The organism is Curtobacterium sp. MCPF17_021 (genome assembly GCF_003234605.2).
GTDB classification, from domain to species: Bacteria; Actinomycetota; Actinomycetes; order Actinomycetales; family Microbacteriaceae; genus Curtobacterium; species Curtobacterium flaccumfaciens.
The window spans coordinates 2587391-2613982 of record NZ_CP126252.1; the positions used below are offsets into that span (position 1 = coordinate 2587391).

Sequence of the window (26592 nt, forward strand, 5' to 3'; positions counted from 1 at the left end):
ACCGATCCTACGGAACTGCGGCAGGAGCCTCCAGGCCGGATCCGGGATCCGTGGCGGACGGGAGCCGGATCAGGGAGCCGTGACGGGACCGTCGGCCGGGTACCGGACCCCGACCTGGCGTCGCGCCTCGTCCAGCACCGCCATGATCGCGACGGTCTCGTCCGGGTCCATCGGGCCGCCGTCGTGGCGGCCAGACGTGATCATCGTCTCGAAGGCGCGGGCCTCGTGCTCGTAGCCGGCGAGTTCCTCGCGGCCGTCGAACTCCTCGACGACGGCACCGTCGCGGTCTCGGATCCGCCAGGTGGTCGGCGTGTACCAGGTGGAGTCGAGGTCGATGCGGCCGGTCTCGCCGATGATCGACGCCGTGTTCGGGCTCCGCAGGTCCATCCCGAAGTGGATCATCGACTGCGTACCGCCCTCGTGCGTCATGACCAGGCCCATCTGCTCGTCGACGCCCTGCTCGCTCAGCGTCCCGGCTGCGACCAGCGCGGTCGGCACCCCGAGCACGTCCACCGCGAAGGACACGGGGTAGATCCCGAGGTCGAGCATCGCTCCCCCGCCGAGTGCCGGGTCGCGCAACCGGTGGCCGGGGTCCGTCGGGAGGGCCTGGTGGTGGGTCGCCTCGACGACCACCGGGCGGCCGATCCGGCCCTCGGCAACGACCTCGCGGATCATCGCCATCTGGGGCAGGAACCGGGTCCACATCGCCTCCATCACCGCGACGCCCGCGTGCCGAGCCGCATCGACGACCGTACGGGCCTCGTCCGCGGTCATCGTGAAGGCCTTCTCGACCAGGACGTGCTTGCCCGCCCGGATCGCGAGCAGGGCGTCCTCGGCGTGCCGGACGTGCGGGGTCGCGACGTAGACCGCGTCGACATCGTCGTCCGCCACCAGGTCCTCGTAGGAACCGTGGGCCCGCTCGATGCCGAACTCGGCGGCGAAGGCCTCGGCGTGTTCGCGGGTGCGGCTGCCCACGGCCGTGAACACGATGCCGGCCGCGGTGCAGTCACCCACGAAGGACCGTGCGATGCCGCCTGTGCCGATGACTCCCCAGCGAACCGTCATGGGTCCTGTCTACCAGCGCGGGGTGTGGCGCGGCCCGCGGCGGTCGTCAGCGGGGTCCGCGTCGGGCGGTCAGCGGCGGTGCCCGCCTCGGGTCGTCAGCGGCGGTGCTTGCCGAGCGCGGCGTCCGGGGCGGCCATCGGGTGGTTCCGGAACCAGCGCAGGAGCTCACGGGCACGGCTCGTGTCGGCGCTCGCATCGCCCTCGGCGAGGAACGAGTCGAAGCCGTCGGGCAGGTCGGCTTCGGCCTCCCGGTGGAACGCCATCTTCCACTCGCCGAAACGCCGGGTGTGGATGCGCTCCTCGACGAGCAGGCCGACGTCGGTGTGCCGCGGGTCGTCGATGATGCGCTGGTACGTCTCGAGCACGGCTGACTCGGGGCCCTCGAGCAGCTGCATGAACCGGCCGTCCTTGTAGACGAGCAGACCGGACAGGCCGGACGCGGTGTTGCGGACCCGTGCGTGCTCGAGCAGTGCGTCGAGCCGCTCCTGGTCGAACACCTCGTTCGCTGCGCTCATGTAGACCAGGGACAGCAGCATGACGACCTCTCGGTGACGACGGAACGGGTTCCCTCTCATCGTGGACCGCACCGACGCCGTCGGGCAGCCCCAGAACGGGGATCGTTCCCGCCCGCGCACCCGCGTCGAGGTTCGGGTCATCGACGCGAGCACACGGGTGTCGGGTCGTACGACCGGACTGATTCGGAGCCCCCGTCCGGGGGGTTTGGTCACTCCGTGTCGTAGGTGCGGACCCAGTCGATCTGCACGTGCCCGGGGTCGCCCCAGTTGCCGATCTGGAACATGTAGCGATGCGGCGTGGTGGGCACGTTGCGCGGCACCGTGAACACGAGCTTGCCGTCGAGGTAGTACCGGATGATCTTCCCCGGCACCCACTCGGTCGTGTAGGTGTGCCAGTCGTTCCAGGACACCCGGGTGTTGTAGTGCTCGGTCCGCTTCTCGAGCCCCTGGAGCATCGAGTGGTGGAAGACGCGCGGTGAGCCGTTGAACTGCCCCTCCGGGTAGTTCAGCTCGCCGTCCGCCCAGGCGTTCGACGTCGGCCAGAGCATGACCGCGATCCCGTTGCCGTCGCCACCGGTCGCCCGCGCACGGATGCTGAAGGTGCCGCCGACGTGTGACCAGGCGCCGGTGGGCGTGCCGAACGTTCCGGCAGCGCCGTGCTCTCCGTCCATCGCGACGTCCAGGTAGCCGTCGTGGGCGCTGATGAGCTTGTCCGAGTAGTACTTGCCGCCCGTACCGTCGGGGTACGGCTGCCACGAGTTCCGGTACGTCTCGGCGAAGGGGCCGCCCGCTGCGGCGGGGGTGTCGAAGTCCTCGGAGAAGGTCGGCTCGCGGTCCGCGAGGTACGCGGGACCGGTCGCGGACGCCGTCGGGGTCGCGGACGGACCGGTGCTCGGCGACGAGGTCGATGCGGACGTGGCACGGGACTCGGGCACGGCTGCCGCGGTGACCGCGAGGGCTCCGGCGGTGGCAGCGACCACGACGATGACCAGGACACGCTTCAGCACGGCGGCACCGCCGGTGGAGCGCTGGGCTGGTGGTCGGTCATCGTGTCCCCCGTTTCGCGGACAAGGGTAGCCCGCGAACGCGCCCGACGTCTGTCCCTCGGGCGAGGGACACGGGTTTCGTCCGGAATACGAAAACCCCGGTCAGAGCCACTTCGAGTGGGCCTGACCGGGGTGTTCACGGAGCCGCCTGTCGGAATCGAACCGACGACCTATTCATTACGAGTGAATCGCTCTACCGACTGAGCTAAGGCGGCGCACACTCCATGTCCGGAGTGGCACGAGCAATGACTATACAGGTTCAGACGAGTGAACGCGAAACCAGCATGCCGAGCTCGGAGAAGGACCGTTCGAGCTCGTCGACCAGGTGTGTTCCTGCCTCGGAACCCGACCACTCCCACCACGCGTGGCGCAGGGCGGCGAGGGCGACGATGGCCGCGAGACCCGCGCGGCGGCGGAGTGCCTCGGCATCGGCGGCGAGCTCCGGGTCGGCGTGTTCGAGCCGGCGCGTGACGGCCGCCTGCAGCTCCGCCTGGAACTCCTTCATCGACGCCATGCGACGGCTGAACAGCTCCGGGTTCGCGCGGAGGACCTGCTGCCGCTCCTCGATGAGCCCGCGCTCCTCGATCAGTTCGCGCGTGGAGTGCACGAGCAGCGTGCCGATGTCCGCGAGCAGGTCACCGCTCGGACCACCGTCGACGAACGCCTGCAACGCCGCGTCGTCGGGCAGCTGCGGGTCGTCCCCGAGGATCGCCTGCTCCTTGCTGGGGAAGTAGTTGAAGAACGTCCGGGGCGAGACGTCGGCCCGCCGGGAGATCTCGTCCACCGTCACCGCGCCGAGGCCGTCCTCGATGGCGATCCGGAGCGCAGCCTGCTGGATGGCGCGCCGGGTGGCGCGGCGCTTCCGTTCGCGCAGGCCGGGTTCAGCGTCGGGCATGCCGTGATTGTCGCACGCCGGGCCTCAGCGGCGGGCGCGGGCGATCGTGACGAGCAGTGCTTCGAGCGCCAGGAGTGCCGCCACGTTCGCCGCGATGCGCTGGCGCGCCAGGGCCACGGCGTCGAGGACCTCGAGCGCGGCAGCGGGCGGTGTCGTCGGCAGCGCGTGTTCGAGCTGGTCCTGCATGGCCAGGTTGACCGGTTCCGCCGGGGCTCCGAGCCCCAGCAGGAGCAGGTCGCGGTACAGGGACGAGACGTCGACCAGGATCCGGTCGAGGCCGTCGCGCAGGCTCCGGGTGGCCCGGCGTTTCTGGTCGTCCTCGAGGGAACGGAGCTGCGACCGGAGCGCCGGCGGGATCGTCCCCCCGGGTTCGACCCCGAGCGAGCGCAGGGCTGCGTCGCGCTCTTCGGAATCGCGCTGCTCGGTGATGGACTTGGCGTCCTCGTCGGCGACGGCGAGGAGTTCGGCGGCCGCCATGACGGCATCGCCCACGCTCCGCACACCGAGCACGGTCGTCAGGGTCCGGCGGCGACGGTCTCGTGCCGGCTCGCTCGTGGCGAGGCGCTGTGCCATGCCGATGTGGCTCTGCGCCTGACGAGCAGCATCCATCGCGAGGGCACGGTCGACACCGGTCCGGGCGACGAGCAGGTCGGCGACGGACTCGATGCCGGGCACGCGCAGGCGGACCGAGCGGACGCGCGACCGGATCGTCGGCAGCAGGTCGGCCTCACTCGGGGCGCAGAGGATCCACACCGTGCGCTCCGGGGGTTCCTCGAGCGCCTTGAGCAGCAGGTTCGAGGTGCGCTCGGTCATGCGGTCGGCGTCCTCGATGATGACGACGCGGTAGCGGCCGACCGACGGCGAGTAGTACGACGAGGTGACGAGCTGCCGGATCTCGTCGATCGTGATGATCACACGCTGGGTCGTGAGCACCGAGACGTCGGGGTGGGTCTTCGCGGTGATCTGCCGCAGGGTGTGGTCGTCGTCGGGGCCGTTGCCCACGAGCGCCGCCGCGAAGGCGGTCGCCACGTTCGACCGTCCCGACCCGGGCGGGCCGGTGATGAGCCACGAGTGCGTCATGCCGCCGGTGCCGTCGGTGGACTCGGCCGCGTTGCGCAGCGACGCGACCGCTTCTTCCTGCCCGGTCAGGCCGTCCCACACGCTCACGGGACCATCCTGTCAGTGACCACCGTCATGCCGGGTCGATCCCGACGAGAGGGGCCACCGCTCGACGGACCGCGTCCTGCACGGTGTCCGTCGGGGCCGAGGCGTCGACCACCAGGAAGCGCACCGGCTCGGCCTCGGCCATCGCGAGGAAGGCCTGACGGACGGACTCGTGGAACGCCGCAGCCTCGGACTCGAGACGGTCGAAGGTGTCGCCCCGCGCCGCGGCCACCCGGGCGCGTCCGACGGTGACGTCGAGGTCGAGCAGGATCGTGAGGTCCGGTGCCAGACCGTCCGCTGCCCACTCCGAGACGGACCGGACCTGGTCGGCGCCGAGCCCGCGCGCGACGCCCTGGTAGGCGACGGACGAGTCGATGTAGCGGTCCTGCAGGACGACCTCGCCGCGTGCGACCGCCGGACGGACGACCGTCTCGACGTGCTGGGCTCGGTCGGCCGCGTACAGGAGCGCCTCGGCCCGGGGTGCGACGTGGCCCCGCTCGTGCAGGACCATCTGCCGGATCTGGACGCCGAGGTCGGTGCCGCCGGGCTCGCGGGTGCGGACAACGGTCCGACCGTGCGCACCGAGCCACGCCGAGAGCAGCTCCGCCTGGGTCGTCTTGCCCGCGCCGTCGCCGCCCTCGAGCGTGATGAAGCGACCGGTCACTTCTTCTTGGCCGCCGTCCGACGGGCCGGGGTCTTCTTCTTGACCGGCCCCTTGGCACGCTTGTCGGCGATGAGCTGGACCGCGCGGGCGTGGTCGACGGCCTCGACGTCCTCGCCCTTCGGGATGGTCGCGTTCGTCTCGCCGTCGGTGACGTACGGCCCGAACCGGCCGTCCTTCATCTTGATCGGCTTGCCGGACACTGGGTCGGCGTCGAACTCCTTGAGCGCGGCGCTCGCGGTGCGGTTGCCGCCGTACTTCGGCTGCGCGAACAGCTCGAGTGCACCGGGCAGGTCGATGTCGAAGATCGCGTCCTCGCCGGGCAGGGTCCGGGTGTCGGTCCCCTTCTTCAGGTACGGCCCGTACCGGCCGTTCTGCGCCGTGATGTCGTTGCCCGTCTCCGGGTCCTGGCCGACGACGCGGGGCAGGTCGAGGAGCTTCAGCGCGGTCTCGAGGTCGACGGTCTGCGGGTCCATCGACTTGAAGAGCGAAGCGGTGCGTTCCTTCGGCGCCGCGGCCTTCTTCGTCGTCTTCTTCGCAGGCGCCTTCTTGGCGGGGGCCTTCTTCGCCGTCGCCGTCGCCGATGCCGTCTCGCTCGTCGCGGTCGCAGCAGCCGCGTCGGCCACGGGGGCCTCTGCCGCTGCGGGCGCTTCGACGACCTCGCCGGTCTTCGGGTCCACGGTGGGTTCGGGCTCCGGGGTGCGCTCCGTGACGTAGGGGCCGAAGCGGCCGTCCTTCGCCAGGACTTCCTTGCCGGTCTCCGGGTTGATCCCGACGACACGGTCGCCGATCACCGGGGCGTCGACGAGTTCCTTCGCCTTCTCGACGGTCAGTTCGTCGGGAGCGAGGTCCTCGGGCACGTTCACGCGCCGCGGCTTCTCGGGGTCGTCGCTCGGCACCTCGATGTAGGGGCCGTACCGACCGATCCGGAGCGTGAGGCCCGGAGCGAGCTCGACCGAGTTGATCTCGCGGGCGTCGATCTCACCGAGGTTGTCGATGACGGTCCGCAGGCCGCGCTGGTCGTCGTCGCCGCCACCGAAGTAGAAGCCCTTGAGCCAGTCCACCCGATCGGCGTCGCCGCGGGCGATGCGGTCGAGGTCTTCTTCCATCTCGGCGGTGAAGTCGTACTCCACGAGCTCGCCGAAGTACTCCTCGAGCAGGCGCACGACGCTGAACGCGATCCAGTTCGGCACCAGCTGCGTGCCGCGGAGCGAGACGTAGCCGCGGTCGATGATCGTCGGGCTGATCGTGGGGTAGGTCGACGGACGCCCGATCCCCAGCTCTTCCAGCGTCTTGATGAGGCTCGCCTCGGTGAAGCGCGGCGGCGGGGTGGTGTCGTGCCCCTTCGCCTCGACGTCGGTGACCGCGAGGTGCTCGCCCTGGGCCACGTTCGGCAGGGCGACGTCCTGGCCCGCACGCTCGGACGACTCGTGGCGGTCCTCGTCACGGCCTTCTTCGTAGGCGCTGAGGAAGCCGCGGAACGTGATGACGGTGCCGGATGCGGTGAACTCGGCATCCGTGCCGTTCGCGGTCGAGGCGATGCCCTCGACCGACTCGGTGGAGGAGATGCCGAGCACGATCGACGCGGTCGAACCCTTGGCGTCCGCCATCTGGGACGCGATGGTGCGCTTCCAGATGAGGTCGTAGAGGCGCCACTCGACACCGGTGAGGGTGCCCTGCAGGTCCTGCGGGGTGCGGAAGGAGTCACCGGCGGGACGGATCGCCTCGTGCGCCTCTTGCGCGTTCTTGCTCTTGCTCGCGTAGAGGCGGGGCTTGTCGGGCACGGTGGCCGAGCCGTACAGGTCGGCTGCCTGCTTGCGAGCGGCGTCGATGGCTTGCTTCGAGAGCGAGACCGAGTCGGTACGGATGTAGGTGATGTAGCCGTTCTCGTACAGGGTCTGCGCAGCACGAGCGGTCTGTCGCGGGGACAGACGGAGCTTGCGCGCGGCTTCCTGCTGGAGCGTCGACGTGGTGAACGGCGCGGCGGGGCGTCGCGTGTACGGCTTCGAGTCGACGCTGCGGACGGTGGCGTCACCGGCGCGCTCGAGGACCGTCGTCAGCGACGCGGCAGCGGCCTCGTCGAGCCGGACGACGTCACCGCTGAGCGTGCCGCGGTCGTCGAAGTCACGGCCGGAGGCGACGCGGGTGCCGTGGATCCGGGCGAGTCGCGCCGAGAAGGAGGACTCGCCGGCCTTCTCGAACCGGGCGGAGAGGTCCCAGTAGTTGGCGGACACGAAGGCCAGGCGCTCGCGCTCGCGGTCGACGACGAGCCGGGTAGCGGCGGACTGCACACGGCCGGCGGACAGACCGGGGGCGACCTTGCGCCACAGGACCGGGGAGACCTCGTACCCGTACAGCCGGTCGAGGATGCGGCGGGTCTCCTGCGCGTCGACGAGGGCGGTGTCGAGCTCACGGGTGGCTTCCTGCGCGCGCTGGATCGCCTCCTTCGTGATCTCGTGGAAGACCATCCGCTTGACGGGGACCTTCGGCTTCAGGACCTGCAGCAGGTGCCACGCGATCGCTTCACCCTCGCGGTCTTCATCTGTTGCGAGGTAGAGCTCGTCGGCGTCCTTGAGGGCGCGTTTCAGCTCGGAGACGGTCTTCTTCTTGGCGTCGGACACGACGTAGTACGGCTCGAAGCCGTTGTCGACGTCCACCGAGAACTTGCCGAGGGAGCCCTTCTTGAGCTCGGGCGGCAGGTTCTTCGGCTCGACGAGGTCGCGGATGTGTCCGACCGAGGCCTGGACTTCGTATCCGTCACCGAGGTATTGCGCGATCGTCTTCGCCTTCGCAGGGCTCTCGACGATCACGAGCTTCTTCGTGCCTGGCACGTGTCTCCTTGATCGATGGTGCTGATCGGCCCTGGCCACGAGCGTGTCCGGGTCGACCGGGACATCGGTGACCGCGGGCCGACAGGCACACCATACACATAGTGTTCGGGCGGGCCGCCTGCCGGACCGGCCACCGCGAGTGCGCCGACGACGAACGGTCCGGTGCCCACGACCACGCGGACGCGGGCCGTGGTGGCGACGAGTTCGCAGGCGTCGAGGGCGGCCCCGTTCGCCGTGGCGATCCGGGTCGCGACCGCACACGGCTCCCCCGGTACCAGCCCGGTGGCGGCCGCCGCGGTGCCCACGGCGGCGGCGTCGGCGGCGCCCTGGGCGCGGAGGGCCTGCGTGCGGTGGCTGGCGGCGGCGAGCGCCGTCGACCCGACGAGGACCCCCATGCCGAGGACCGCCACGAGCAGCACGGTCGCCGAGCCGCGTTGGCCGTCGGGGATCGTCACGTCAGCCCCCTCGGGCCGCGGCGCACGCCGTCGCGGTCAGTGGGAGCGCCGCGAAGGGACCGGTCCCGCCGCGCGTGGCGTCGACGCAGACCAGGTCACCGTCCGACCGGACGACGACCGCCGCCCCCGGGGCGAGCCGGTCGGCCGCGGACCGGCCCAGGCGCTCGTCGTCGCGCCCGATCGCCCGGGCGGCGGTGGCTGCGGCGAGTTGCAGACGGCCCTGCGCGTCGACGACGAGGACGGCCGCGACGAGGGCGGTCAGCACGATCGCCACCACGGGGAGCGCGACCGCGAACTCGACGGTCACCGCGCCGCGCTCACAGCGAGAGCGCGCCACGGACGAGGTCGGTGAGGATGGTCTGGACCTCGCCGGAGCGCATGACCGCGACGAGCACACCGGCGAAGGCCACGGCGGCGAGGATGACGACCGCGTACTCGGCGGTGGCCGATCCCCGGTCGTCCCGCAGCCGCGACGACCACCGGGCGACGGGGCGACGCGGGCGACGGTGGTGGCGGATGGCCCGACGGGTGCGGCGGTCGGGGGATGACGTGGTGCTCATGGAGTCCGTCCTTTCTGTTCGGTGGGACAAGCGTGTCCTGGCCGGGGTGTCGACGACGAGGCCTCGGCGCCATCTGTGGAGAGGTCACGCGGCCCCGCCCACCGTGGAGGAGAGGACCCCGACCACCACGGGCACCACCCCCACGAGCACGAACGCCGGCAGGACGCAGACCCCGAGCGGCAGCACCAGTCGGACCGCCAGTCGTTCCGCAGCCACGAGCCCGTCGGCAGCGGCCTCGTCGCGCACGTCCTCGGCGGCGCGGCGGAGCAACCCCGCGGCGGGCACCCCGGCGCGCCGGGCGAGGTCGAGGACCTCCCGCAGCCGGTGCACGTCCCCGGCGGGCGGGGCGGCTCCCGCGGACGCCTCGGCGACTGCCTGCCCGGCGGTGCTCCACGACCCGCCTCCGGCGACCGCCACGGCCCAGGCGTCGAGGAGCACCCCGGGGACTCGGCCGTCGGGGGTCGCGGAACGGACCAGCCGGGCGGTCCACCGTCGCCCGGCCAGCACGAGGGCCGCCGCGGTGCACGAGCACGCCCAACCGGCCGGTGAGCCGACCAGGACCTCGACGGCACCGGCACCCCAGGCCGCACCGAGCCCCAACCCGAAGAGCGGCAGCGCGAGCACGACCCGGGCGCTCGTCCGCGGTCCCGCCAGGGCGACCCGGATCGCCCGGTCCGATGCTGCGGCGCGCCGGAGCGCACCGGCGAGCCCGCGGAGGGTCTCCGCGACGGGCGCTCCCGTCCGGTCCGCCACGCGGAGGACGACGACGATGTCCTGCTGGGCGGGTCCTCCGACCCCGGGCAGCCCGCCGACGAGCCGCCAGGCCCGCGGCGGCGGGACGCCTGCCGCGACCAGCGTCGCCACCCGGTCGAGCACCCCGGCCACCCGCGCCGGGCCGTCGGGTGTGGGTCGTCTCACCGCAGCCCGTCCACCGGGCGCACCTCGAGCCTCCCGTCCGGGCCGACGCACAACGTGCCCACACCACCGAGCCGCCGCTGGCCTGCGCGTCGCTCCACGTGCAGGACCAGGTCGAACGCGCTGACGGCCTGCCGGGCCAGCGCCTCGGCACCGAGGCCGGCGAGCGCACCGAGCGCTTCGAGGCGCGCGGCCACGTCGGCGATGCCGTTGGCGTGCACGGTGCCGGCTCCCCCGTCGTGCCCGGTGTTCAGGGCGGAGAGGAGTTCACGGACCTCGGCGCCGCGGCACTCCCCCACGACGATCCGGTCGGGGCGCATCCGCAGCGCCTCACGCACGAGCCGGTCGAGGCCGAGCGCGCCGACCCCCTCGGCGTTCGCCTGCCGCGCCTCGAGCGCGACGACGTGCGGATGGGCGATCCGGAGCTCGGCGACGTCCTCCACCGTCACGATGCGCTCGTCAACGGGGACGTTCCCGAGCATCGCCGCGAGCAGCGTGGTCTTGCCGCTGCCGGTCGCGCCGGTGACCAGGACGTTCCGGCGCGCCGCGACGGCGTCCTCGACGACCGACCGCGGGACGAACGCGAAGGTCCCGCCGCGCTCGAGGGTGGCGAGGGAGGGTCGATGGACCTGTGGCAGTCGGATCGACACCGCGGTGCCCCCGACGGACACCGGCGCGAGGACGACGTGGACCCGGACGCCGTCGCCGTGCCGGACGTCCGCGCACGGGGTGGTCTCGTCGACGTGGCGACCGCCGAGCGCGACGAGCCGCGTCGCGAGTTCGCGGGTACGTGCTTCGGTCAGTCGCGGCTGGACGGCTTCGAGGCCGGTGCCGCGGTCGACCCACGTCCCCACGCCGCCGAGCACCAGGACGTCCGTCACGGTGGCATCAGCCACCAGGGCGGCGAGTTCCTCGAACTCGACGACCACGGACGCCCGGCGACGAGCCGCAGGCGCTGCTCCGGGCAGGAACGGCGCCGACGGAGCATGCGCCCGCGCCGGTGCCGAGAACGCAGGCGATGTCGACGCGGACGGCGCCGACGCGCGGGGAAGCAGTGGAGCACGGTGCAGGGGCATGCCGCCGACGGTAGGGAGCACTTCGACCTTCAGCCGAGACGGTCCCCACTTCTGTGGACAGCGTCGGAGTGCCCCACCAACGGACCGGTTTGTCCCCCGAAACGGAAAGCCGTACCCCGGTCGATGATGCGACACCGACGCGCTCGGTGCCACCCACCACCCCCGCTTCCCCCGGCCGGACTGTGCGTAGCACCTGCTACGCAAGAACATGCAGAATGCATGCACGAGCATGGACCGGTCTGTCCACGCGACCGGCGTGCCTGCGCGGATCGGGGCACACGGCGGAGCCCGACGAGCCACCATCGCTCGAGTCGGACCCCGGGAAACAGAAGAGGCGGCACCGGTTGGGGGGAACAGGTGCCGCCTTGACATCGAGGGATTGGGGGGAATCCGATTCGATGCCGCCGGAAACGAGTCCAGCGGGATCTACTGTACCCCACGATCGGCCCTCCAGGGCAACCCCGGACACGACCTCCGGGCGTGCCGCGCCCCGACCCGGCCGAGGGGTAGTCTCCGGATGCACGCAGGCACCGGCGACGGATGCCACCAGAGGCCGCAACGACGCGAAAGGACATCGATGTCCACTCCGACCCAGACCGACCCCCGAGGCGACGACGGAGCGACCTTCGCACCGCCGCCCGAGTTCGTGGCCGACGCGGTCGCCGGCGAGGACCTCCACCGCGCAGCAGCAGCCGACCGCGAGGCGTTCTGGGCCGAGCAGTCCCGCTCCCTGCTCGACTGGCGCACCCCGTTCACGCAGACCCTGGACTGGTCGGGCGCCCCGTTCGCGAAGTGGTTCGCCGACGGCACGCTCAACGTCGCCGAGAACTGCCTCGACCGACACGTCCGCGCCGGCAACGGGGACCGGGTCGCGATCCACTTCGAGGGCGCTCCCGGCGACACGCGCCGGATCACCTACGCCGAGCTGACCGCCGAGGTGCAGCGCGCAGCGAACATGCTCACCGACCTCGGCGTGGGCCAGGGCGACCGGGTGGTCGTGTACCTGCCACTCATCCCCGAGGCCGTCGTGACGATGCTCGCCGTCGCCCGCATCGGCGCCGTGCACTCGGTCGTCTTCGGCGGGTTCAGCGCGGAGAGCCTCCGTGCCCGCATCGAGGATGCCGGCGCGAAGCTCGTCGTCACCGCGGACGGCGGGTGGCGGCGCGGTGCCGTCTCACCGCTCAAGCCCGCGGTCGACGAGGCGCTGACCGGCGAGGGCACCGACACGGTCGAGCACGTCCTGGTCGTCAAGCGCGGCGGCAACGACATCGCCTGGAACGACCGCGACGTCTGGTGGCACGACGAGCTGGCGAAGGCGGCACCGACCCACGAGGCCCAGGCGTTCCCCGCCGAGACCCCGCTGTTCATCCTGTACACCTCGGGCACGACCGGGAAGCCGAAGGGCATCGTGCACACCTCCGGCGGCTACCTGACCCAGGCGGCGTACACGCACAAGAACGTGTTCGACATGCACCCGGAGAAGGACGTCTACTGGTGCACCGCCGACATCGGCTGGATCACCGGCCACTCCTACGTCGTCTACGGCCCGCTCGCCAACGGCGTCACGCAGGTGCTCTACGAGGGCACCCCCGACGAGCCGAAGCCCGGCCGCTGGTGGGACCTCGTCGACGCGTACGGTGTCACCGTCCTCTACACCGCACCCACGGCGGTCCGCGCAGCGATGAAGGCCGGCCGCGAGATCCCGGAGGCGCGCAGCCTCGAGACCCTCCGCCTGCTCGGCAGCGTCGGCGAACCGATCAACCCCGAGGCGTGGCAGTGGTACCGCCAGGTCATCGGCCACGACCGCACGCCGATCGTCGACACGTGGTGGCAGACCGAGACCGGCGCCATCATGATCTCCGCGCTGCCCGGCGTCACGAAGCTCAAGCCCGGCGCCGCGCAGACGCCCCTGCCGGGCATCGTCGCCGAGATCGTCGACGACGACGGCAACCGTGCCGAACCTGGCGAGAGCGGCTACCTCACGATCACCGAGCCGTGGCCGTCGATGGCCCGCGGGATCTGGAACGACCCGGACCGGTTCGTCGAGACGTACTGGTCGCGGTTCCCCGGCCGCTACTTCGCCGGCGACGGCGCGCGGCTCGACGGGCAGGGCGACATCTGGGTGCAGGGGCGCGTCGACGACGTCATGAACGTCTCCGGCCACCGCCTGTCGACGGCCGAGATCGAGTCCGCCCTGGTCGGGCACGAGGGCGTCGCCGAGGCCGCCGTCGTCGGAGCCGCCGACGAGACCACCGGTCAGGCGGTCGTCGCGTACGTCATCCTGACCGCGGAGGCAGCAGCGGACGTCGACCGCGAATCCGCATCGACCGAACTCCGCAACTGGGTGGGCAAGCGCATCGGTGCGATCGCGAAGCCCCGTCAGGTGGTCATCGTGCCCGAACTGCCGAAGACGCGCTCCGGCAAGATCATGCGGCGTCTGCTCCGCGACGCCGCCGAAGGCCGCCGTATCGGTGACACGACGACGCTGGCCGACCCGACGATCATGGCGACCATCGCGGAACTCATGTAGTCCCGCCAGACGGAAGCAGGGCCTCCAGTCAGATACAGACTGGAGGCCCTGCTCACGTTCGTTCCGTCGGTCGCTGCCGTCAGGCGGTGAGCTCCACCACCAGCTCGACCTCGACCGGTGCGTCCAGCGGCAGCACCGCGACGCCCACCGCGCTCCGCGCGTGGACGCCGGCGTCCCCGAAGACGTCGCCGACCAGGGTCGACGCGCCGTTCGCGACACCGGGCTGACCGGTGAACGACGGGTCCGACGCGACGAACACGGTGACCTTGACGACGCGAGCCACGCGGTCGAGCGAACCGGCGACCGACTGCACGGCGGCCAGGGCGTTCAGCGCGGCCACACGGGCCTGGGCGGCGGCGGTCTCGGCGTCCAGGTCGGCGCCGACCTTGCCGGTGACGGGCAGGGCACCGTCGACGAACGGCAGCTGGCCGGCCGTGTAGACGTACTGCCCCGTCACGACGGCGGGCACGTAGGCGGCGACGGGCGCGGCGACCGCGGGGATCGTCAGGCCGAGTTCGGCGAGCCGGTCGGAGACGCTCATGCGTCAGCCTTGGGGCGCTTCAGGTAGGCGACGAGACCGCCCTCGGGCCCGGTGACGATCTGGACCAGCTCCCAGCCCTCGTCCCCGTAGTTGTTGAGGATCGCGGTGGTGTTGTGGATCATCAGCGGCGTGGTGAAGTACTCCCAGCGAGTCATGCGGTTCCTTGCCAGCCTTTCAGTCGGGGGTGTCGTTTAGGCTGCATCCTATGTCTGCCCAGAAGACGTCTGCATCGCGGACCAAGCCCGTCTCAGCAGTCGGCGCCTTCATCGGATTCGTCGGGTTCAGTGCCCTCGCCGGCCTGCTCGTCACGATCGGGGTCACCCCGGCCATCGCCGTCGCCGGTGTCACGACGACGTCCACGATCGGTGTGTTCGAGTCCCTGCCGGAGTACATCGAGATCGGTGACCTGCCGCAGCGCAACGAGCTGTACGCGTACTCGGGCGGCAAGTCGGTGCACTTCGCCACCCTGTACGACCAGAACCGCCAAGAGCTGAAGTTCGACCAGATCAGCGACCAGCTGAAGAACGCGGCGATCGACGGCGAGGACAAGCGCTTCTACGACCACGGCGGCGTCGACATGACGTCGCTCATCCGCGCCGGTGTGGGCAGCATCGCGGGCGGCCTCGGCGACTCGGGCGGTGGGTCGACGCTGACCATGCAGCTCGTCCGCAACATCAAGATGAACGAAGCCCTGAACCTCCCCACCAAGAAGGAGCAGGAGAAGGCCTACAACGAGGCCGTCGAGCAGACCATCCCCCGCAAGCTGGAGGAGATGAAGCTCGCGATTGGGCTGGCGAAGAAGTACTCCAAGAAGGAGATCCTCACCGCCTACCTGAACATCGCCTACTTCGGCGACCAGACCTACGGCGTGCAGGCCGCGGCGCAGCACTACTACAACAAGAGCGCGACCGACCTGACCCCGGCCGAGGCCGCGTCGCTCATCGCGATCGTGCAGTACCCCGAGGCGCGCAACCTGTCGAGCCCGAAGAAGTACGACGCCAACGTCGCCCGGCGCAACGTCGTGCTCCGTTCGATGTACGACCAGAAGAACCTCACCGAGGCCGAGTACCGCAAGGCTCGCCAGTCGAAGCCGGCGGACTACGTGCACCTGACGCAGCCCTCGCAGGGCTGCCGGTCCTCGGTCGGTGACGGCTCGCAGTTCTTCTGCGACTACGCCAAGAAGGTCGTGCTCGAGATGTCGCAGCTCGGCTCGTCGCAGAAGGCACGTGACACCGCGTGGCGCAACGGCGGCTACAAGATCCAGACGACGCTGAACATCGACCTGAACGCCGAGCAGAAGGGCCTGCTGAACACCTACGACAACAAGGCCGAGACGAACCTGGCCCTGGGGTCGACGCTCAACTCGATCGAGGCAGGTTCGGGGCGCATCATCACGATGGCGCAGAACAAGGACTTCGACGAGTCGCTGAGGTCCGCACCCACGTCGACCAGCATCAACTACAGCGTCGACTACAAGTACGGCAGCTCGGGCGGCTTCCAGACGGGCTCGACGTACAAGCTGTTCACGCTGCTCGACTGGGTCAAGGCCGGACACGGCCTGAACGAGACCGTGAGCGGTGCCGAACGAACGGTGTCCCCCTGGACCATCTGTGGCCAGACGGTCGGAACCCCCTTCCCGGTGTCCAACGACGCTCCCGGCGAGGGCGGCAACTGGAGCGTGATGGGAGCCACGGCGGGGTCGATCAACGGTGCGTTCGCCTCGATGGCGCAGAAGCTCGATCTCTGCGACATCCGTGACATCGCGCAGTCGCTCGGTGTCCACCGTGCGGACGGCGGAGAGCTGCAGTACCAGAACCCCTCCGCGATCCTGGGCACGAACGAGATCGCTCCGATGACGATGGCCGCGGCCTATGCGGCCGTCGCGAACAACGGCATCTACTGCAAGCCGATCGCCATCGACGAGATCACCTCGCCGTCCGGCAAGAAGCTCGGTGGCCAGACCAAGGACTGCCAGCAGGCCGTTGATCCGGCCTTCGCCCAGGCAGCGATCTACGCGATGAAGGGCACGATCAGGAGCGGTACGGCAGTGGGCGCGCAGACGCCCGACGGCACCCAGCTGTTCGCCAAGACGGGTACCACCGACGAGGCTGACCAGATCTGGCTCGTCGGCGCGAGCTCGCGGGTCGCCACCGCCTACTGGCAGGGCAACACCGACGGCAAGAAGAACAACCTCCGTCACTACAGCAACGGTGTCGGCGGAACGTACGCCGGAGACCGCGCCAAGGTCTGGCGCGAGGCGATGACCCCGATCAACGCGATCTACCCCGCCGGCCCGTTCACGGACCCGCAGCAGAACGCGATCCGCGGCAACGCCAAGGCACTGCCGAACCTGCAGGGCAAGACGGCTGACGAAGCCCGCGCGGCGATCTCGGGCGCCGGGTTCACCTACGTGGACGGCGGCGCGCGTCCCGGCCCGGGGAACCCCGGCTCCGTGACCTCGACGTCCCCGGCGGCGGGTGCGCTCCTGTCCTCGGGCTCGAGCGTCACCGTCTACACGTCCGACGGCACTCAGGCGACCGTTCCGGAGATCGGCGGCGACTCCCTCGGGGACGCCCGCTCGGCCCTGAACGATGCCGGGTTCACGAGCGTCAACCTCGCCGACAGCTACGCCAAGGGCGGCGGTGGCAAGACCTGCAAGGTCGCCGCGGTCGAGCCGGCGATCAACGCGACGGCGAACAAGAACGACAACGTGACGATCCAGCTCTACGGCGACAAGAACGGCAAGGCGCCCAAGGACTGCAAGTGACCCGCGGTCGCACCGCACTCGGTGTCCTCGCTGCCGGCGCGGCCGTCGGAGCTGCTTCGGCAGCGTGGGGTTCGCTCGTCGAGCGTCGTCGCTTCGGGATCCGGTGGGAGACCGTCCCGGTGCTTCCGCCGGGATCCCGTGACGTCACTGTCCTGCACCTCTCCGACATCCACATGGCCCCGTGGCAGGCCGACAAGCAGCAGTGGCTGCGCGACCTGAGCCTGGTCGAACCGGACTTCATCGTGAACACCGGGGACAACCTCGGCCACGCGACCGCGAACGCCGCCGTGGAGTACGCGCTCGAGCCGTTCCGCGGGGTGCCCGGTGTCTTCGCCTACGGGTCGAACGACTTCTTCGGGCCCTCCCCGCGCAACCCGCTCAAGTACTTCTCGGGGCCGAGCCGGATGCACAAGGCTGCGGAGCCCGTCGGTCTCGACATCGATCGGCAGACGGCGTTCTTCGAGTCGCTCGGCTGGCTCGACCTGAACGACCAGGCGCACGCGATCGAACTCCGCGGCTCCCGGTTCGAGCTGTTCGGCACCTCGGACGCGCACCGCGACTGGGACCGCCTCGACCTCCTCCCCACCAACGTCGACGAGATGCGCAGCGACGTGCCGTGGTCCGAGGACGAGGACGGCCCCGCACCGGTGGCGATCGGTGTCACGCACGCGCCCTACCGTCGCGTGCTCGATGCCTTCGTGACCCAGGGTGCCGACATCATCTTCGCCGGGCACACCCACGGCGGTCAGGTGGCGGTCCCCGGGGTCGGCGCGCTCGTCACGAACAGCGACCTCCCCCGCCGGTACGCCAGCGGGTTGCACAAGTGGGAGCACCGCAACCACTGGTCGTGGCTCGAGGTCTCGGCCGGTCTCGGCACCTCGATCTACGCGCCCGTCCGGTTCGCCTGCCGGCCCGAGGCCGTCGTGGTCACCCTGACCGCGCGGGCTTCCTGAGCCGACGCGCCCGGGAGTTCACCGGATGGTCGTGAGCATCCCCGATCATCGGATAGTATTGTCTGGTTGCTCCGGTACGGAGTGATCACACCGCGGGGTGTGGCGCAGCTTGGTAGCGCGCCTCGTTCGGGACGAGGAGGTCGCAGGTTCAAATCCTGTCACCCCGACACTGTGTTGAGACAGTACGAAGAAGGCCCTGGTTCTCCGGAACCAGGGCCTTCTGCTTTCCCCGGATGCGTCTCGGCCGCCCGATGGGTCGCACGACCCAGTCAGCCGGTCCCCGCCCCATCGCGAGCAGCCCCTCCCGCTACGCTCGCAAGCGCCATGCAGAACGACCATCCCCTCGCCGCAGTGCTCGCCGCGATCGCCGCCGAGTTCCCCGACCTCGCGGACGACCCGGCCCTGGCGCAGAGCCTGACCGAGAACGTCTCGTCGATGATCGCCGAGGCCCACGAGCGCTACGCCGCGGGGACCGACGGCAGCGTCGTGAGCCACGCGTTCCTCGACCCCGAGCACCTGGCGACCGGCAGTCTGCACGCCGAGCACGCCCAGCACCCGGCCGGCGCCATGCTCGCGGCGGAGATGCTGTTCGACGCCTACCTGCCGGTCTTCGTCGACGAGGTCGGCGCGGAGTCCACCGCCGAGGTCCTGCGGGCCACGAGGGCCCTGCACGCCGGCATCTGGAGCCGGTTCCCGGCCGGGGCGGTCGCGTACACGGAAGCGCTGCGCCAACGCCTCACCACGGCACACCTGGACTCCCGCACGCAGATCGCGCGGGACCTGCACGACCGCGTCGCCCACGGCATCCTCGCCGGGCTGCAGCGCCTCGACCTCGTCCTGCTGACGGACCCGCCTGCGGACGAACGAGCCGGCCAGCTCGACGACGCAGCGCGGTTGCTCCGGAGCGCGCTCGGCGACGTACAGGACCTCGCAGTGAGCCTGCACGCCCGGGTCGGGGATGCCCTGCTCGACGACGCGCTCCGGCGGCACGTGCGCGACCTGTTCCCCGACGACGACCTCCTGTCCATCGAGTCGACGGGCGTCTCCGGTCCCCTGCCGAACTGGCAGGCCGAGGAAGCGCTGACGATCCTGCTCGAGGCGCTCACGAACCGCAGCAAACACGCGCCTGGAGCGACGGCTTCGGTGCGCTTCCTCTGGTCACGCGCAGCACTGGTGGTGACGGTCGCCGATGACGGTCCGGGCTTCGAGGTGGAGGGCGACGCCGACGGCCGCCTCGGGCAGCAGACCATGCGCGAGCGTGCCGCGGTGATCGGCGCCCGGCTCGACGTCGAGAGCGTCCGCGGCAGCCGAGACCACGGCACGACCGTCCGCCTGACCATCCCGAGGGGCACCCTGTGACCGTCACCCACGTCGCGATCGTCGACGACCACCGGCTCTTCCGCGAAGGACTCGCGACCATCCTGGCCGCGGTCCCCACGATCCGCGTGGTCGCACACGGCGAACGGCCGGCCGAGGTGCTCGACTCCCCCGAGGCCGCCGCCATCGACGTCCTGCTGCTCGACGTCGAGCTGGACGGCCCGCCGGCTCGGACGACGATCGCCACGGTCCGCCGCACCCGCCCGGACATCCGGGTGGTGGTGCTCACGATGCACCGGGACGCCGTCCTCCGCCGGACCCTGCTCGATGCCGGCGCGGTCGACTTCGTCACGAAGGACACCCCGAGCCGCGAACTCGTCGACCGGATCGCCCGGGCAGCCCACGCCGATGCGGCACCGGTCACGTTCCCCGTCGACCTGGTGACCGAGGCCCGTGCCGGCTCACCGTTGAGCGACCGCGAGCTCGAGGTCCTGCGACTCATCGCCGCCGCCCGCACCAACGCCGAGATCGCCGCCGACCTGCAGCTCGCGATCGGCACGGTGAAGCGCCACGTCTACAACGTGTTCCGGAAGCTCGACGTCGGCTCCCGCGTCGGGGCGGTCGCCGCCGCCACGCGCCTGGGCCTGCTCACCTGAGGCACCACGGAACTTCGTGAGCAGGAATGGTCGGGTGCCCAGCGGACACCCGACCATTCCTGCTCACGAAGCGAACTAGACGGAGACTGCAGCACCCGCAGGCACGAGCTTGCCGGCGGCGTGCAGCCCGGCCACGACGTCGAGCGCCTGGTGCCGGTACCGCGCCTGTGCGGCACCGGGCGACACGATCACGCCGTTCGCCCCGGTCGACGCCACGAGTGCGTTGATCTTCTCCGCGACCTGCTCGGCGTTGCCGTAGGCCTGACGCTCGGTGCGGGCCGCGATGAACCGACGCTCGAGGTCGTTGAACTCGTACGCACGCGCCTCGTCCATCGAGACCGGCTCGGGCTTCCGGCCGGAGCGCATCCGGATGAACGAGATCATGCCCGGGGCGCTCTGCTCGTCGATGACGGCGGGGTCCTCGTCGGTGACGACCTGCACACCGATCAGCGCGTTCGGCGTCTGGCGGAAGCGTGACGGACGGAACGAATCGCGGTACAGGGCGAGTGCCGCCTCGGTGTTGTCCGACGCGAAGTGGTGGGCGAAGGCGAACGAGATGCCGAGCGCACCGGCGACCTGGGCGCTGTAGCCGGAGGACCCGAGCAGCCAGAACTCCGGCACGTCGCCGTAGCCCGGAACGGCGCGGATGCCGGCCAGCGGGTTCTCCGCGCCCATGCCGGTGAAGAACCCGATCAGGTCGGCCAGGCGGTCCGGGAAGTCGTCGACGTCGAGTCGGTCCGTGCGGCGGAGGGCCATCGCCGTCGCGCCGTCGGTGCCGGGAGCGCGCCCGAGACCGAGGTCGACCCGGTCGCCGTACAGCGCACGGAGGGTGCCGAACTGCTCGGCGACGACGAGGGGCGCGTGGTTGGGCAGCATGACGCCACCGGATCCGATGCGGATGGTCGAGGTGGCGGCACCCACGGCGCTCAGCAGCACCGCCGGGGCCGAGGAGGTGATGCCCGGCATCCCGTGGTGCTCGGCGACCCAGAACCGCTCGTACCCGAGCTGCTCGGCGTGCACGGCCATGTCGATGGACCCCTGCAGGGCCTCGGTGTTGGACTGGCCGTACTCGCGGGTGGCCAGGTCGAGGACGGACAGGTGCAGGGTGTCGTCGGTCATGTGGTCACCAACGCACGCCGGCGCACCCGCATTCCGCCCGGGACCGGGACGTCGACCGGTCACGACATGCCGTCGTCCAGCCGCCGCCCGGTCACCGGGCGTCGCCCGGAAGTCGCGGCAGCGACGATTCGCGATCACTCGGCTGACGCACGCTGCCCGCCCTGGACGTGCGGCGCGACGGCCTGGAGGCCCGTGGCGGGGCCGCACCGCGCCTCCAGGCCGACTGTCGGTTCCGTCTCGGACGCCGAGCGGTCACGACGTGCCGCGCGTACCTCGCGGACCGGTCACGTCCGGTCGCCCGACAGGCGCACCGCCGACGCGACGTGACCGCACGGCGAACCCGAGCGGGGTGTCGTGACCGCCCGACGAACCGAGCGGCTGTCGTCTCCGCCCGGTCGACGGGTCAGGCGCCGTCGAGGCGGCCGCCGGACTCCGTCAGGTAGCAGTTGGCGCAGAGCGACTCGTAGGCGACGTCGACACCGTCGATCGCGACCTGGGAGCCGTCGAAGACGAACCGGCCGTCGACCGTCCGGGCGTTGAAGACCGCCTTGCGGCCGCAGCGGCAGATGGTCTTCAGCTCTTCGAGGGAGTGCGCGACCTCGAGCAGGCGGGCGCTGCCGGGGAACGCCTCGGTGCGGAAGTCCGTGCGGATGCCGTAGGTGATGACCGGGACCTCGTCGAGCACCGCGATGCGCAGCAGGTCGTCGACCTGCCGCGGGGTGAGGAACTGCGCCTCGTCGACGAGCACGCAGCTGACGGGCCGCACCATGCCGTCCAGGCGGTCCGACTCGGGGTCGACGGCCCCGGCGGCGGTGACCGCCTGGCGCACGTCGGCATCCGGCGAGAACACGATGTCGACGGTCCGGGTGACACCCAGGCGGGAGACGATCTCACGGTCGCCCTTGGTGTCCACCGCGGGCTTGGCGAGTAGCACCCGGTGCCCGCGCTCCTCGTAGTTGTAGGCGGCCTGCAGCAAGCCCGTGCTCTTGCCGCTGTTCATCGCGCCGTAGCGGAAGTAGAGCTTCGCCACTACGCGAGGAACCCGTCCTCGGCGGCCCGACGGATGAGGTCGGACTTCTTCGAGGCGGGGCGGCCCACCTTGCTGTACTTCTCGCGCACGCGACGCAGGTAGGTCTTGGCGGTCTCGTACTGCACGTTCATCTGCGCGGCGACCTCGTTCGTCGAGTAGCCGGACACGTAGAGCCGCAGCGCCTCTTCCTCGCCGGCGCTGAGCTTCGGCCGCTGGTGCGCGGCGGCACCCGTCGGCAGCGGACGCCACTCACGGGGCTGCGGGGTCTCGCGGGCAACGCCCATGATCTCCCGCGCGACGTCCATGACCTCGCGCATCGGGAGCGACTTCGACAGGAACGCCGCGGCGCCGGCGGCCAGGGCGCGGTCGCGGGACTCACGGCTGTCGACGCTCGAGAGCACGATGACCTTCGCGCCGGCCGCGCGGCAGGTGCGGACGCGGGCTTCGATGGAGACCGGTTCCTTGAGCTGGAAGTCGAGGAACACCAGGTCGGTCGGGAAGCTGTCACTGTGGACCATCTCGAGCCAGGTGTGCGCGGTCAGGGCCAGGTCGAAGTCGAACGCGTTCACCGCGATCCAGCTCGACAGGCTGTCCAGCAGCACCTCGTGGTCGTCGAGGATGGCCAACCGAACACGCCGTGCTCCCGGGTTCGGGAGGGACGGCGACCCCTCCGAGAGCCTGTTCGGGTCAGTGCTGGTCATAGGAGAACCTTAGTGCGAGGGCGGAAGGGCGGACCGCGACGTCGAGGTCGGGGAACGTCACGCGGAGGACGGCGAAGTAGGGGTCGAAGGTGCGGTGGATGCCGATGTCGGAGTCCGCGACGGCGAGCTCCACGTCGACGGACACACGAGCGCGTGCCGGTGCCTGCGCGGGTCGGGACGCCGCGGCTGCCCGAGCCGCGGGGGCGGCGTGGTCCGCCGGGCGGGCCTGGGGTGCCGGGTCCGCCAGAGTGTCGGCTCGTCGCACGGTCGCGCGGAAGCCGGCCGGGTCGACGGTCGAGGCACGGAGGGCCGCACGGACGAAGGTGCGGACGACCGCCCGCTGGTCGGTGTCGAGCGTCGCGATGAGGCCGTCGGGGTCGTCGACCACCGGCGCCTGGCCGCCGTCGACCCGGACGGCGTGCTCGAACCAGGTGCGGTCGGCGTCGGCGACCATGGACGCGCGGATGCCGTCGGCGATGGCACGGGCCCGGGCACGGTCGGCGTCGGTGATGACGTCGCGTGTGCGGAGCTCGGCGAAGAACGGGGCGACGTCGCGGGACAGGATCGTCGAGCGGTCCTGCTGCACGCTCGCCGCGATACCGTCCCGCTCGGCGCGTGCGACGGAGTACGACCCGGCACGGATCTGCACCCGTTCGGCGAGCCCCGCGAAGGTCCAGGCGAACACCGCGGACGCCGCGGTCAGCACGAGCGTCGGGGCCGCGGCCAGGAACGCCGCGACGGCGACCGGCACCTCGTGCGGGAACTCTGCAGCACCGGCACCCCAGGTCACGGCGTTCACCGCGGCCAGCACGAGCCCGCCGATCGTCAGGTCGGTCCACGGACGGTACGGCGCGACCATGACGATGCCGGTCGCCGTGATCAGGGACATGAAGTCGTTCAGGGCACTGCGGTCCGGCCCCCACTGCGCCGCGACGCTCGCGACCGACGCCAGGCCGAGCAACCCGACGTGCGCGACGAACGCCGACCGCGGGAACGGCGCTCGGAACGGGCTCGAGGCAGCGAGCACCACCACCGCCGAGGCAGCGACGAGCAGCACGGTGAGGGCACTGAGGGTGGGGCTGCCCACGACGTCGCGGTCGAAGATCGACACGAGCAGGGCCCAGACGACGCTGCCGGCCCCGAGCACGACGGCCAGGGGCCGCGACCCCATCGCGCCGAGCGGGTCGTACTGCTGGGCGGTGCGGCGGGACCCGCGCTGCCGAGCCGCCGTCATCGCTCGATCCCCCGGTCGCCGCTGACCGCCGGCACGGTGACCGCGCCGGTGACCGGTCCGTACGGCACGGTCATCATCACGCTCGTGCCGGAACCGGGCGACGACCAGATCTGGACGTCACCGCCGACCCGGCCGATCCGCTCTCGCACCGAACCGCGGAGGCCCATCCGGTCGGCTCCGGTGGCGTCCTCGTCGAACCCACGACCGTCGTCGACGACCATCACGGTGCAGGACGCGCTGTCGTCGAACACGCTGACCTCTGCGGCGTCGGTCCCCGCGTGCTTCCGCACGTTGGCCAGGCACTGGCCGACGGCCCGGACGACCGCCGACAGCGCACGCTGGTCCAGGCGCTCGAGCGCGGAGGTGTCCCCGGAGACGGTCACGTCCAGCCCGAGCGTCCGGTGCTCGTCGACCATGGCGCCGAACGCCTCGGCCGCGGCCCCGGGACGCGGGCGGGCAGCCGGCGCGAGCCACCCCTTCCCGGTGAGCACCGCGACGTCGGCGTCGACCGTCTCGGCGAGGTGCGGGTCCATCGGGCCGTCGGGCGCGAGGGCGATGGCGCCCAGGTGGTTGAGCACGGTGTCGTGCAGGATCGCGGACGCCTCGGCCTCGACCCCGGCGCGGTACGCGGACACGTGTTCTTCACGAGCAGAACGCAGGAGCTCGGGCTGCACCCGTTCGCTCCGCGCCGTGCTGCGGGTCGTGAAGAGCACGAGCGCGACCACGAAACCCAGCGTGACCCAGGCGAGGATGAGTGGACGGGGCGACAGGTCGGCCTGCACGATGGCGATCCAGGTCGCGAGTCGTCCGGTCAGGAAGCCGACGAAGGACCACAGCACGACGCGGCTCGGCACGGCACCGGCTCCCCCGACCAGGATGAGCGGGATCACGACGAGGGACATCAGGTACGAGGTCACCCACCCGGTCGGCACCTGCTGCTGGACCCCGACGGCGAACCACCAGGCGCAGACGCCGCCGACCGCCAGGAACGCGATCGCGGAGACACGGGTGCCGAACTGCACGTGCACGCCGATCATGGCGAGCATCGGGACGACCGCCAGCACGGTGCCGACGACCTGCACCCCGGGCTCGGACAGACCGTAGAGCACGAGGGTGATGGCCGCGGCCACCAGCGACCCGATGGCGCCGGCGTGGAATGCGCGCACGGTCGACCACGCGTTCACTCGCGGTGCGAGGTGCGTGGGGATGCCGAGCACGAGGTGGATCCTTCCGGGTGGCGAGGGCGCCGTCCACGATCCAACCACCGGAGCAGCGGCCGTGTACCCCGAATCCGGGGCCGTGCGGCGACCCGCACGATGATAGCGGCCCGGACCGGGGTCTTGCTGTCCCCCGAACGTGGACCGGACACGACCCGGGCGGACGCTCCTCAGAACAGCGTCTGTGCCGCCGTCGGCCGGAGCAGCCGCTGGTCGAACCCGGGATCGGCGCGCTTCAGCGGTGACACCGTCGGCACCGACTGCTCCTGCGGCAGCGCCTGTGGCAGGCCCGGACCCAGCCCCTGCGGCATCCCCCGCTGCAGCGTTCGCGGTTCCGAGAAGCCCATCGACCCCGTCGCCGGGTCCACGCGCCCCAGTCCGACCCCGTGCGCCGCCAGGATCGGGCGGATGCGCTCCGACAGCCACCGCCGGTAGTCCTTCGGCGCGTAGGTGTTGTCGAGGTACATCGCGCGGTACCGCTGCACCAGGTCGGGTCGCTCGCGGCCGAGCCACTCGAACCACCACGGCTTCACGCCGGGCCGCAGGTGCAGCGCCGAGTACATGATGCTCGTCGCGCCGGCCGCGGTCGCCCGACCGATGGCGTCGTCGAGGTGCGCCCGGGTGTCAGTGATGTAGGGCAGCACCGGCATCAGGAACACAGCGCAGTCGAGCCCCGCGTCGCGGATGGACCGCACGGTCGCCAGCCGGGCCGAGGTCGTCGGGGTGCCGGACTCGACCGACTGCTGCAGCGAGTCGTCGTACACGGCGATCGACATCGCGAGGTCGACCGGCACCACCTTCGCCGCCTCGGCCAGCAGCGGCAGGTCGCGGCGCAACAGCGTGCCCTTCGTCAGGATGCTGAACGGGGTGCGCGACTCCGCCAGCTCCTCGATCACGCCGGGCATCAGCCGGTACCGCCCCTCGGCCCGCTGGTACGGGTCGGTGTTCGTGCCGAGCGCCACCGGGTGACGGTCCCACGAGGGCTTGCCGAGCTCACGACGCAGCACGTCGGCGACGTTCGTCTTCACCACGATCTGCTGGTCGAAGTCGGCGCCGCCGTCGAACTCCAGGTACGTGTGGGTCGGGCGGGCGAAGCAGTACACGCAGGCGTGGCTGCACCCGCGGTACGGGTTGATCGTCCAGCCGTACGTGCCCGACCCGTCCGCGCTCGGCACCCGGTTCAGGGCGCTCTTCGCGAGGACCTCGTGGAAGGTCACCCCAGCGAACTCGGGCGTCGTCACGCTCCGGACGAACCCGCTGTTCGATTCCATCCCGGGCAGCGCGTCGCTCTGCTCGGCGTCGATCGCCTGTCCACTCCACCGCATGCCGTCATTCGAACACACG

At 71.2% G+C, this 26592-nt stretch carries 25 protein-coding genes and 2 tRNA genes; 6 read left to right on the plus strand and 21 right to left on the minus strand.

The features are described 5' to 3' along the window. Positions 1 to 69: 69 nt before the first annotated feature. From DEJ29_RS12105 to DEJ29_RS12165, 13 genes are all read right to left on the minus strand, one after another. The gene (locus DEJ29_RS12105; protein WP_111095107.1) at positions 70 to 1065 is read right to left on the minus strand and encodes a Gfo/Idh/MocA family protein; all 996 of its coding nucleotides are present in this window, start codon (positions 1063 to 1065) and stop codon (positions 70 to 72) included. 95 nt (positions 1066 to 1160) lie between these two features. Next, entirely contained in the window at positions 1161 to 1601 is a 441-nt protein-coding gene (locus DEJ29_RS12110; protein WP_111031954.1) for a BLUF domain-containing protein, read from the minus strand. A 188-nt stretch (positions 1602 to 1789) separates the two neighbouring features. After that, positions 1790 to 2587 carry a glycoside hydrolase family 16 protein gene (locus DEJ29_RS12115; protein WP_071404996.1) on the minus strand — a complete coding sequence of 266 codons (798 nt, stop codon included), beginning with the start codon at positions 2585 to 2587 and terminating at the stop codon, positions 1790 to 1792. Positions 2588 to 2768: 181 nt separating this feature from the next. Continuing rightward, positions 2769 to 2841: transfer RNA gene (locus DEJ29_RS12120), tRNA-Thr, on the minus strand. A 44-nt stretch (positions 2842 to 2885) separates the two neighbouring features. Then, entirely contained in the window at positions 2886 to 3521 is a 636-nt protein-coding gene (locus DEJ29_RS12125) for a TetR/AcrR family transcriptional regulator (RefSeq protein WP_111095108.1), read from the minus strand. 24 nt (positions 3522 to 3545) lie between these two features. After that, complete coding sequence (locus DEJ29_RS12130; protein WP_111095109.1) at positions 3546 to 4688, minus strand: DNA polymerase III subunit delta'; 1143 nt, start codon at positions 4686 to 4688, stop codon at positions 3546 to 3548. Between the two features lie 25 nt (positions 4689 to 4713). Continuing rightward, positions 4714 to 5349, minus strand: coding sequence for a dTMP kinase (tmk, locus tag DEJ29_RS12135; protein WP_111095110.1), 636 nt, complete (start codon positions 5347 to 5349; stop codon positions 4714 to 4716). Beyond that, positions 5346 to 8177, minus strand: a complete 2832-nt coding sequence (topA, locus tag DEJ29_RS12140; RefSeq protein ID WP_071405000.1) for a type I DNA topoisomerase — start codon at positions 8175 to 8177, stop codon at positions 5346 to 5348. The genes tmk and topA overlap by 4 nt, the downstream gene beginning before the upstream one ends. Continuing rightward, positions 8153 to 8632: an Rv3654c family TadE-like protein gene (locus DEJ29_RS12145; RefSeq protein WP_111095111.1), complete on the minus strand. Its 480-nt coding sequence runs from the start codon at positions 8630 to 8632 to the stop codon at positions 8153 to 8155. Before DEJ29_RS12145 ends, topA begins: the two co-directional genes overlap by 25 nt. Before the next feature lies 1 nt (position 8633). Next, a complete protein-coding gene (locus tag DEJ29_RS12150; protein ID WP_181422574.1) occupies positions 8634 to 8939 on the minus strand; it encodes a TadE family type IV pilus minor pilin in 306 nt (101 codons plus the stop codon). A gap of 10 nt (positions 8940 to 8949) precedes the next feature. Next, complete coding sequence (locus tag DEJ29_RS12155) at positions 8950 to 9192, minus strand: DUF4244 domain-containing protein (protein WP_111095112.1); 243 nt, start codon at positions 9190 to 9192, stop codon at positions 8950 to 8952. Between the two features lie 84 nt (positions 9193 to 9276). Next, positions 9277 to 10110: a type II secretion system F family protein gene (locus DEJ29_RS12160; RefSeq protein ID WP_181438206.1), complete on the minus strand. Its 834-nt coding sequence runs from the start codon at positions 10108 to 10110 to the stop codon at positions 9277 to 9279. Beyond that, positions 10107 to 11183 (minus strand): TadA family conjugal transfer-associated ATPase, encoded by a 1077-nt coding sequence (locus DEJ29_RS12165; protein ID WP_375334808.1) that lies wholly within the window; start codon positions 11181 to 11183, stop codon positions 10107 to 10109. Before DEJ29_RS12165 ends, DEJ29_RS12160 begins: the two co-directional genes overlap by 4 nt. A 577-nt stretch (positions 11184 to 11760) precedes the next feature. Between DEJ29_RS12165 and acs the strand changes: the two genes are divergently transcribed. After that, complete coding sequence (gene acs / locus DEJ29_RS12170) at positions 11761 to 13713, plus strand: acetate--CoA ligase (protein ID WP_111095115.1); 1953 nt, start codon at positions 11761 to 11763, stop codon at positions 13711 to 13713. Positions 13714 to 13792: 79 nt separating this feature from the next. On the opposite strand, the gene DEJ29_RS12175 is transcribed toward acs, so the two are convergent. Together DEJ29_RS12175 and sp36 are read right to left on the minus strand one after the other, a co-directional pair. Then, positions 13793 to 14254 (minus strand): RidA family protein, encoded by a 462-nt coding sequence (locus DEJ29_RS12175; RefSeq protein ID WP_111095116.1) that lies wholly within the window; start codon positions 14252 to 14254, stop codon positions 13793 to 13795. Continuing rightward, positions 14251 to 14409: a Sp36 family protein gene (sp36, locus tag DEJ29_RS12180; RefSeq protein ID WP_017888699.1), complete on the minus strand. Its 159-nt coding sequence runs from the start codon at positions 14407 to 14409 to the stop codon at positions 14251 to 14253. Before sp36 ends, DEJ29_RS12175 begins: the two co-directional genes overlap by 4 nt. A gap of 50 nt (positions 14410 to 14459) precedes the next feature. Here sp36 and DEJ29_RS12185 point away from each other — a divergent pair, with 50 nt between their 5' ends. The 5 genes from DEJ29_RS12185 (at position 14460) to DEJ29_RS12205 (ending at position 19947) form a co-directional block, all read left to right on the plus strand. Further along, positions 14460 to 17021, plus strand: coding sequence for a transglycosylase domain-containing protein (locus DEJ29_RS12185; RefSeq protein ID WP_111095117.1), 2562 nt, complete (start codon positions 14460 to 14462; stop codon positions 17019 to 17021). After that, positions 17018 to 17974: a metallophosphoesterase gene (locus tag DEJ29_RS12190; RefSeq protein WP_071405008.1), complete on the plus strand. Its 957-nt coding sequence runs from the start codon at positions 17018 to 17020 to the stop codon at positions 17972 to 17974. The genes DEJ29_RS12185 and DEJ29_RS12190 overlap by 4 nt, the downstream gene beginning before the upstream one ends. Before the next feature lie 93 nt (positions 17975 to 18067). Further along, a tRNA-Pro gene (locus DEJ29_RS12195) sits at positions 18068 to 18141 on the plus strand. A gap of 157 nt (positions 18142 to 18298) precedes the next feature. Continuing rightward, the gene (locus DEJ29_RS12200) at positions 18299 to 19333 is read left to right on the plus strand and encodes a sensor histidine kinase (RefSeq protein WP_146248348.1); all 1035 of its coding nucleotides are present in this window, start codon (positions 18299 to 18301) and stop codon (positions 19331 to 19333) included. Continuing rightward, on the plus strand, positions 19330 to 19947 hold the full coding sequence (locus tag DEJ29_RS12205; RefSeq protein ID WP_111095119.1) for a response regulator transcription factor: 618 nt from the start codon (positions 19330 to 19332) through the stop codon (positions 19945 to 19947). The genes DEJ29_RS12200 and DEJ29_RS12205 overlap by 4 nt, the downstream gene beginning before the upstream one ends. A gap of 75 nt (positions 19948 to 20022) precedes the next feature. Here DEJ29_RS12205 and DEJ29_RS12210 read toward each other — a convergent pair whose 3' ends face one another. From DEJ29_RS12210 to DEJ29_RS12235, 6 genes are all read right to left on the minus strand, one after another. Then, a complete protein-coding gene (locus tag DEJ29_RS12210; RefSeq protein WP_111095120.1) occupies positions 20023 to 21066 on the minus strand; it encodes an LLM class flavin-dependent oxidoreductase in 1044 nt (347 codons plus the stop codon). 403 nt (positions 21067 to 21469) lie between these two features. Beyond that, positions 21470 to 22096 carry a thymidine kinase gene (locus DEJ29_RS12215; protein WP_111095121.1) on the minus strand — a complete coding sequence of 209 codons (627 nt, stop codon included), beginning with the start codon at positions 22094 to 22096 and terminating at the stop codon, positions 21470 to 21472. Then, positions 22096 to 22797 carry a response regulator transcription factor gene (locus tag DEJ29_RS12220; protein ID WP_035808846.1) on the minus strand — a complete coding sequence of 234 codons (702 nt, stop codon included), beginning with the start codon at positions 22795 to 22797 and terminating at the stop codon, positions 22096 to 22098. Before DEJ29_RS12220 ends, DEJ29_RS12215 begins: the two co-directional genes overlap by 1 nt. After that, positions 22784 to 24031 carry a hypothetical protein gene (locus DEJ29_RS12225; protein ID WP_111095122.1) on the minus strand — a complete coding sequence of 416 codons (1248 nt, stop codon included), beginning with the start codon at positions 24029 to 24031 and terminating at the stop codon, positions 22784 to 22786. The genes DEJ29_RS12220 and DEJ29_RS12225 overlap by 14 nt, the downstream gene beginning before the upstream one ends. Further along, positions 24028 to 25248, minus strand: coding sequence for a sensor histidine kinase (locus tag DEJ29_RS12230; RefSeq protein ID WP_111095123.1), 1221 nt, complete (start codon positions 25246 to 25248; stop codon positions 24028 to 24030). The genes DEJ29_RS12225 and DEJ29_RS12230 overlap by 4 nt, the downstream gene beginning before the upstream one ends. 170 nt (positions 25249 to 25418) lie before the next feature. Further along, a complete protein-coding gene (locus DEJ29_RS12235) occupies positions 25419 to 26573 on the minus strand; it encodes an Rv2578c family radical SAM protein (RefSeq protein ID WP_111095124.1) in 1155 nt (384 codons plus the stop codon). Positions 26574 to 26592: the final 19 nt, after the last annotated feature.

What these genes read in the sequence shown, in the direction of transcription:
- DEJ29_RS12105 (WP_111095107.1), bottom strand. Translation starts at nt 1,065, where the DNA reads ATGACGGTTCGCTGGGGAGTCATCGGCACAGGCGGCATCGCACGGTCC.
- DEJ29_RS12110 (WP_111031954.1), bottom strand. Translation starts at nt 1,601, where the DNA reads ATGCTGCTGTCCCTGGTCTACATGAGCGCAGCGAACGAGGTGTTCGAC.
- DEJ29_RS12125 (WP_111095108.1), bottom strand. Translation starts at nt 3,521, where the DNA reads ATGCCCGACGCTGAACCCGGCCTGCGCGAACGGAAGCGCCGCGCCACC.
- DEJ29_RS12155 (WP_111095112.1), bottom strand. Translation starts at nt 9,192, where the DNA reads ATGAGCACCACGTCATCCCCCGACCGCCGCACCCGTCGGGCCATCCGC.
- DEJ29_RS12165 (WP_375334808.1), bottom strand. Translation starts at nt 11,183, where the DNA reads ATGCCCCTGCACCGTGCTCCACTGCTTCCCCGCGCGTCGGCGCCGTCC.
- acs (WP_111095115.1), top strand. Translation starts at nt 11,761, where the DNA reads ATGTCCACTCCGACCCAGACCGACCCCCGAGGCGACGACGGAGCGACC.
- DEJ29_RS12175 (WP_111095116.1), bottom strand. Translation starts at nt 14,254, where the DNA reads ATGAGCGTCTCCGACCGGCTCGCCGAACTCGGCCTGACGATCCCCGCG.
- sp36 (WP_017888699.1), bottom strand. Translation starts at nt 14,409, where the DNA reads ATGACTCGCTGGGAGTACTTCACCACGCCGCTGATGATCCACAACACC.
- DEJ29_RS12185 (WP_111095117.1), top strand. Translation starts at nt 14,460, where the DNA reads ATGTCTGCCCAGAAGACGTCTGCATCGCGGACCAAGCCCGTCTCAGCA.
- DEJ29_RS12200 (WP_146248348.1), top strand. Translation starts at nt 18,299, where the DNA reads ATGCAGAACGACCATCCCCTCGCCGCAGTGCTCGCCGCGATCGCCGCC.
- DEJ29_RS12210 (WP_111095120.1), bottom strand. Translation starts at nt 21,066, where the DNA reads ATGACCGACGACACCCTGCACCTGTCCGTCCTCGACCTGGCCACCCGC.
- DEJ29_RS12220 (WP_035808846.1), bottom strand. Translation starts at nt 22,797, where the DNA reads ATGACCAGCACTGACCCGAACAGGCTCTCGGAGGGGTCGCCGTCCCTC.
- DEJ29_RS12225 (WP_111095122.1), bottom strand. Translation starts at nt 24,031, where the DNA reads ATGACGGCGGCTCGGCAGCGCGGGTCCCGCCGCACCGCCCAGCAGTAC.
- DEJ29_RS12235 (WP_111095124.1), bottom strand. Translation starts at nt 26,573, where the DNA reads ATGCGGTGGAGTGGACAGGCGATCGACGCCGAGCAGAGCGACGCGCTG.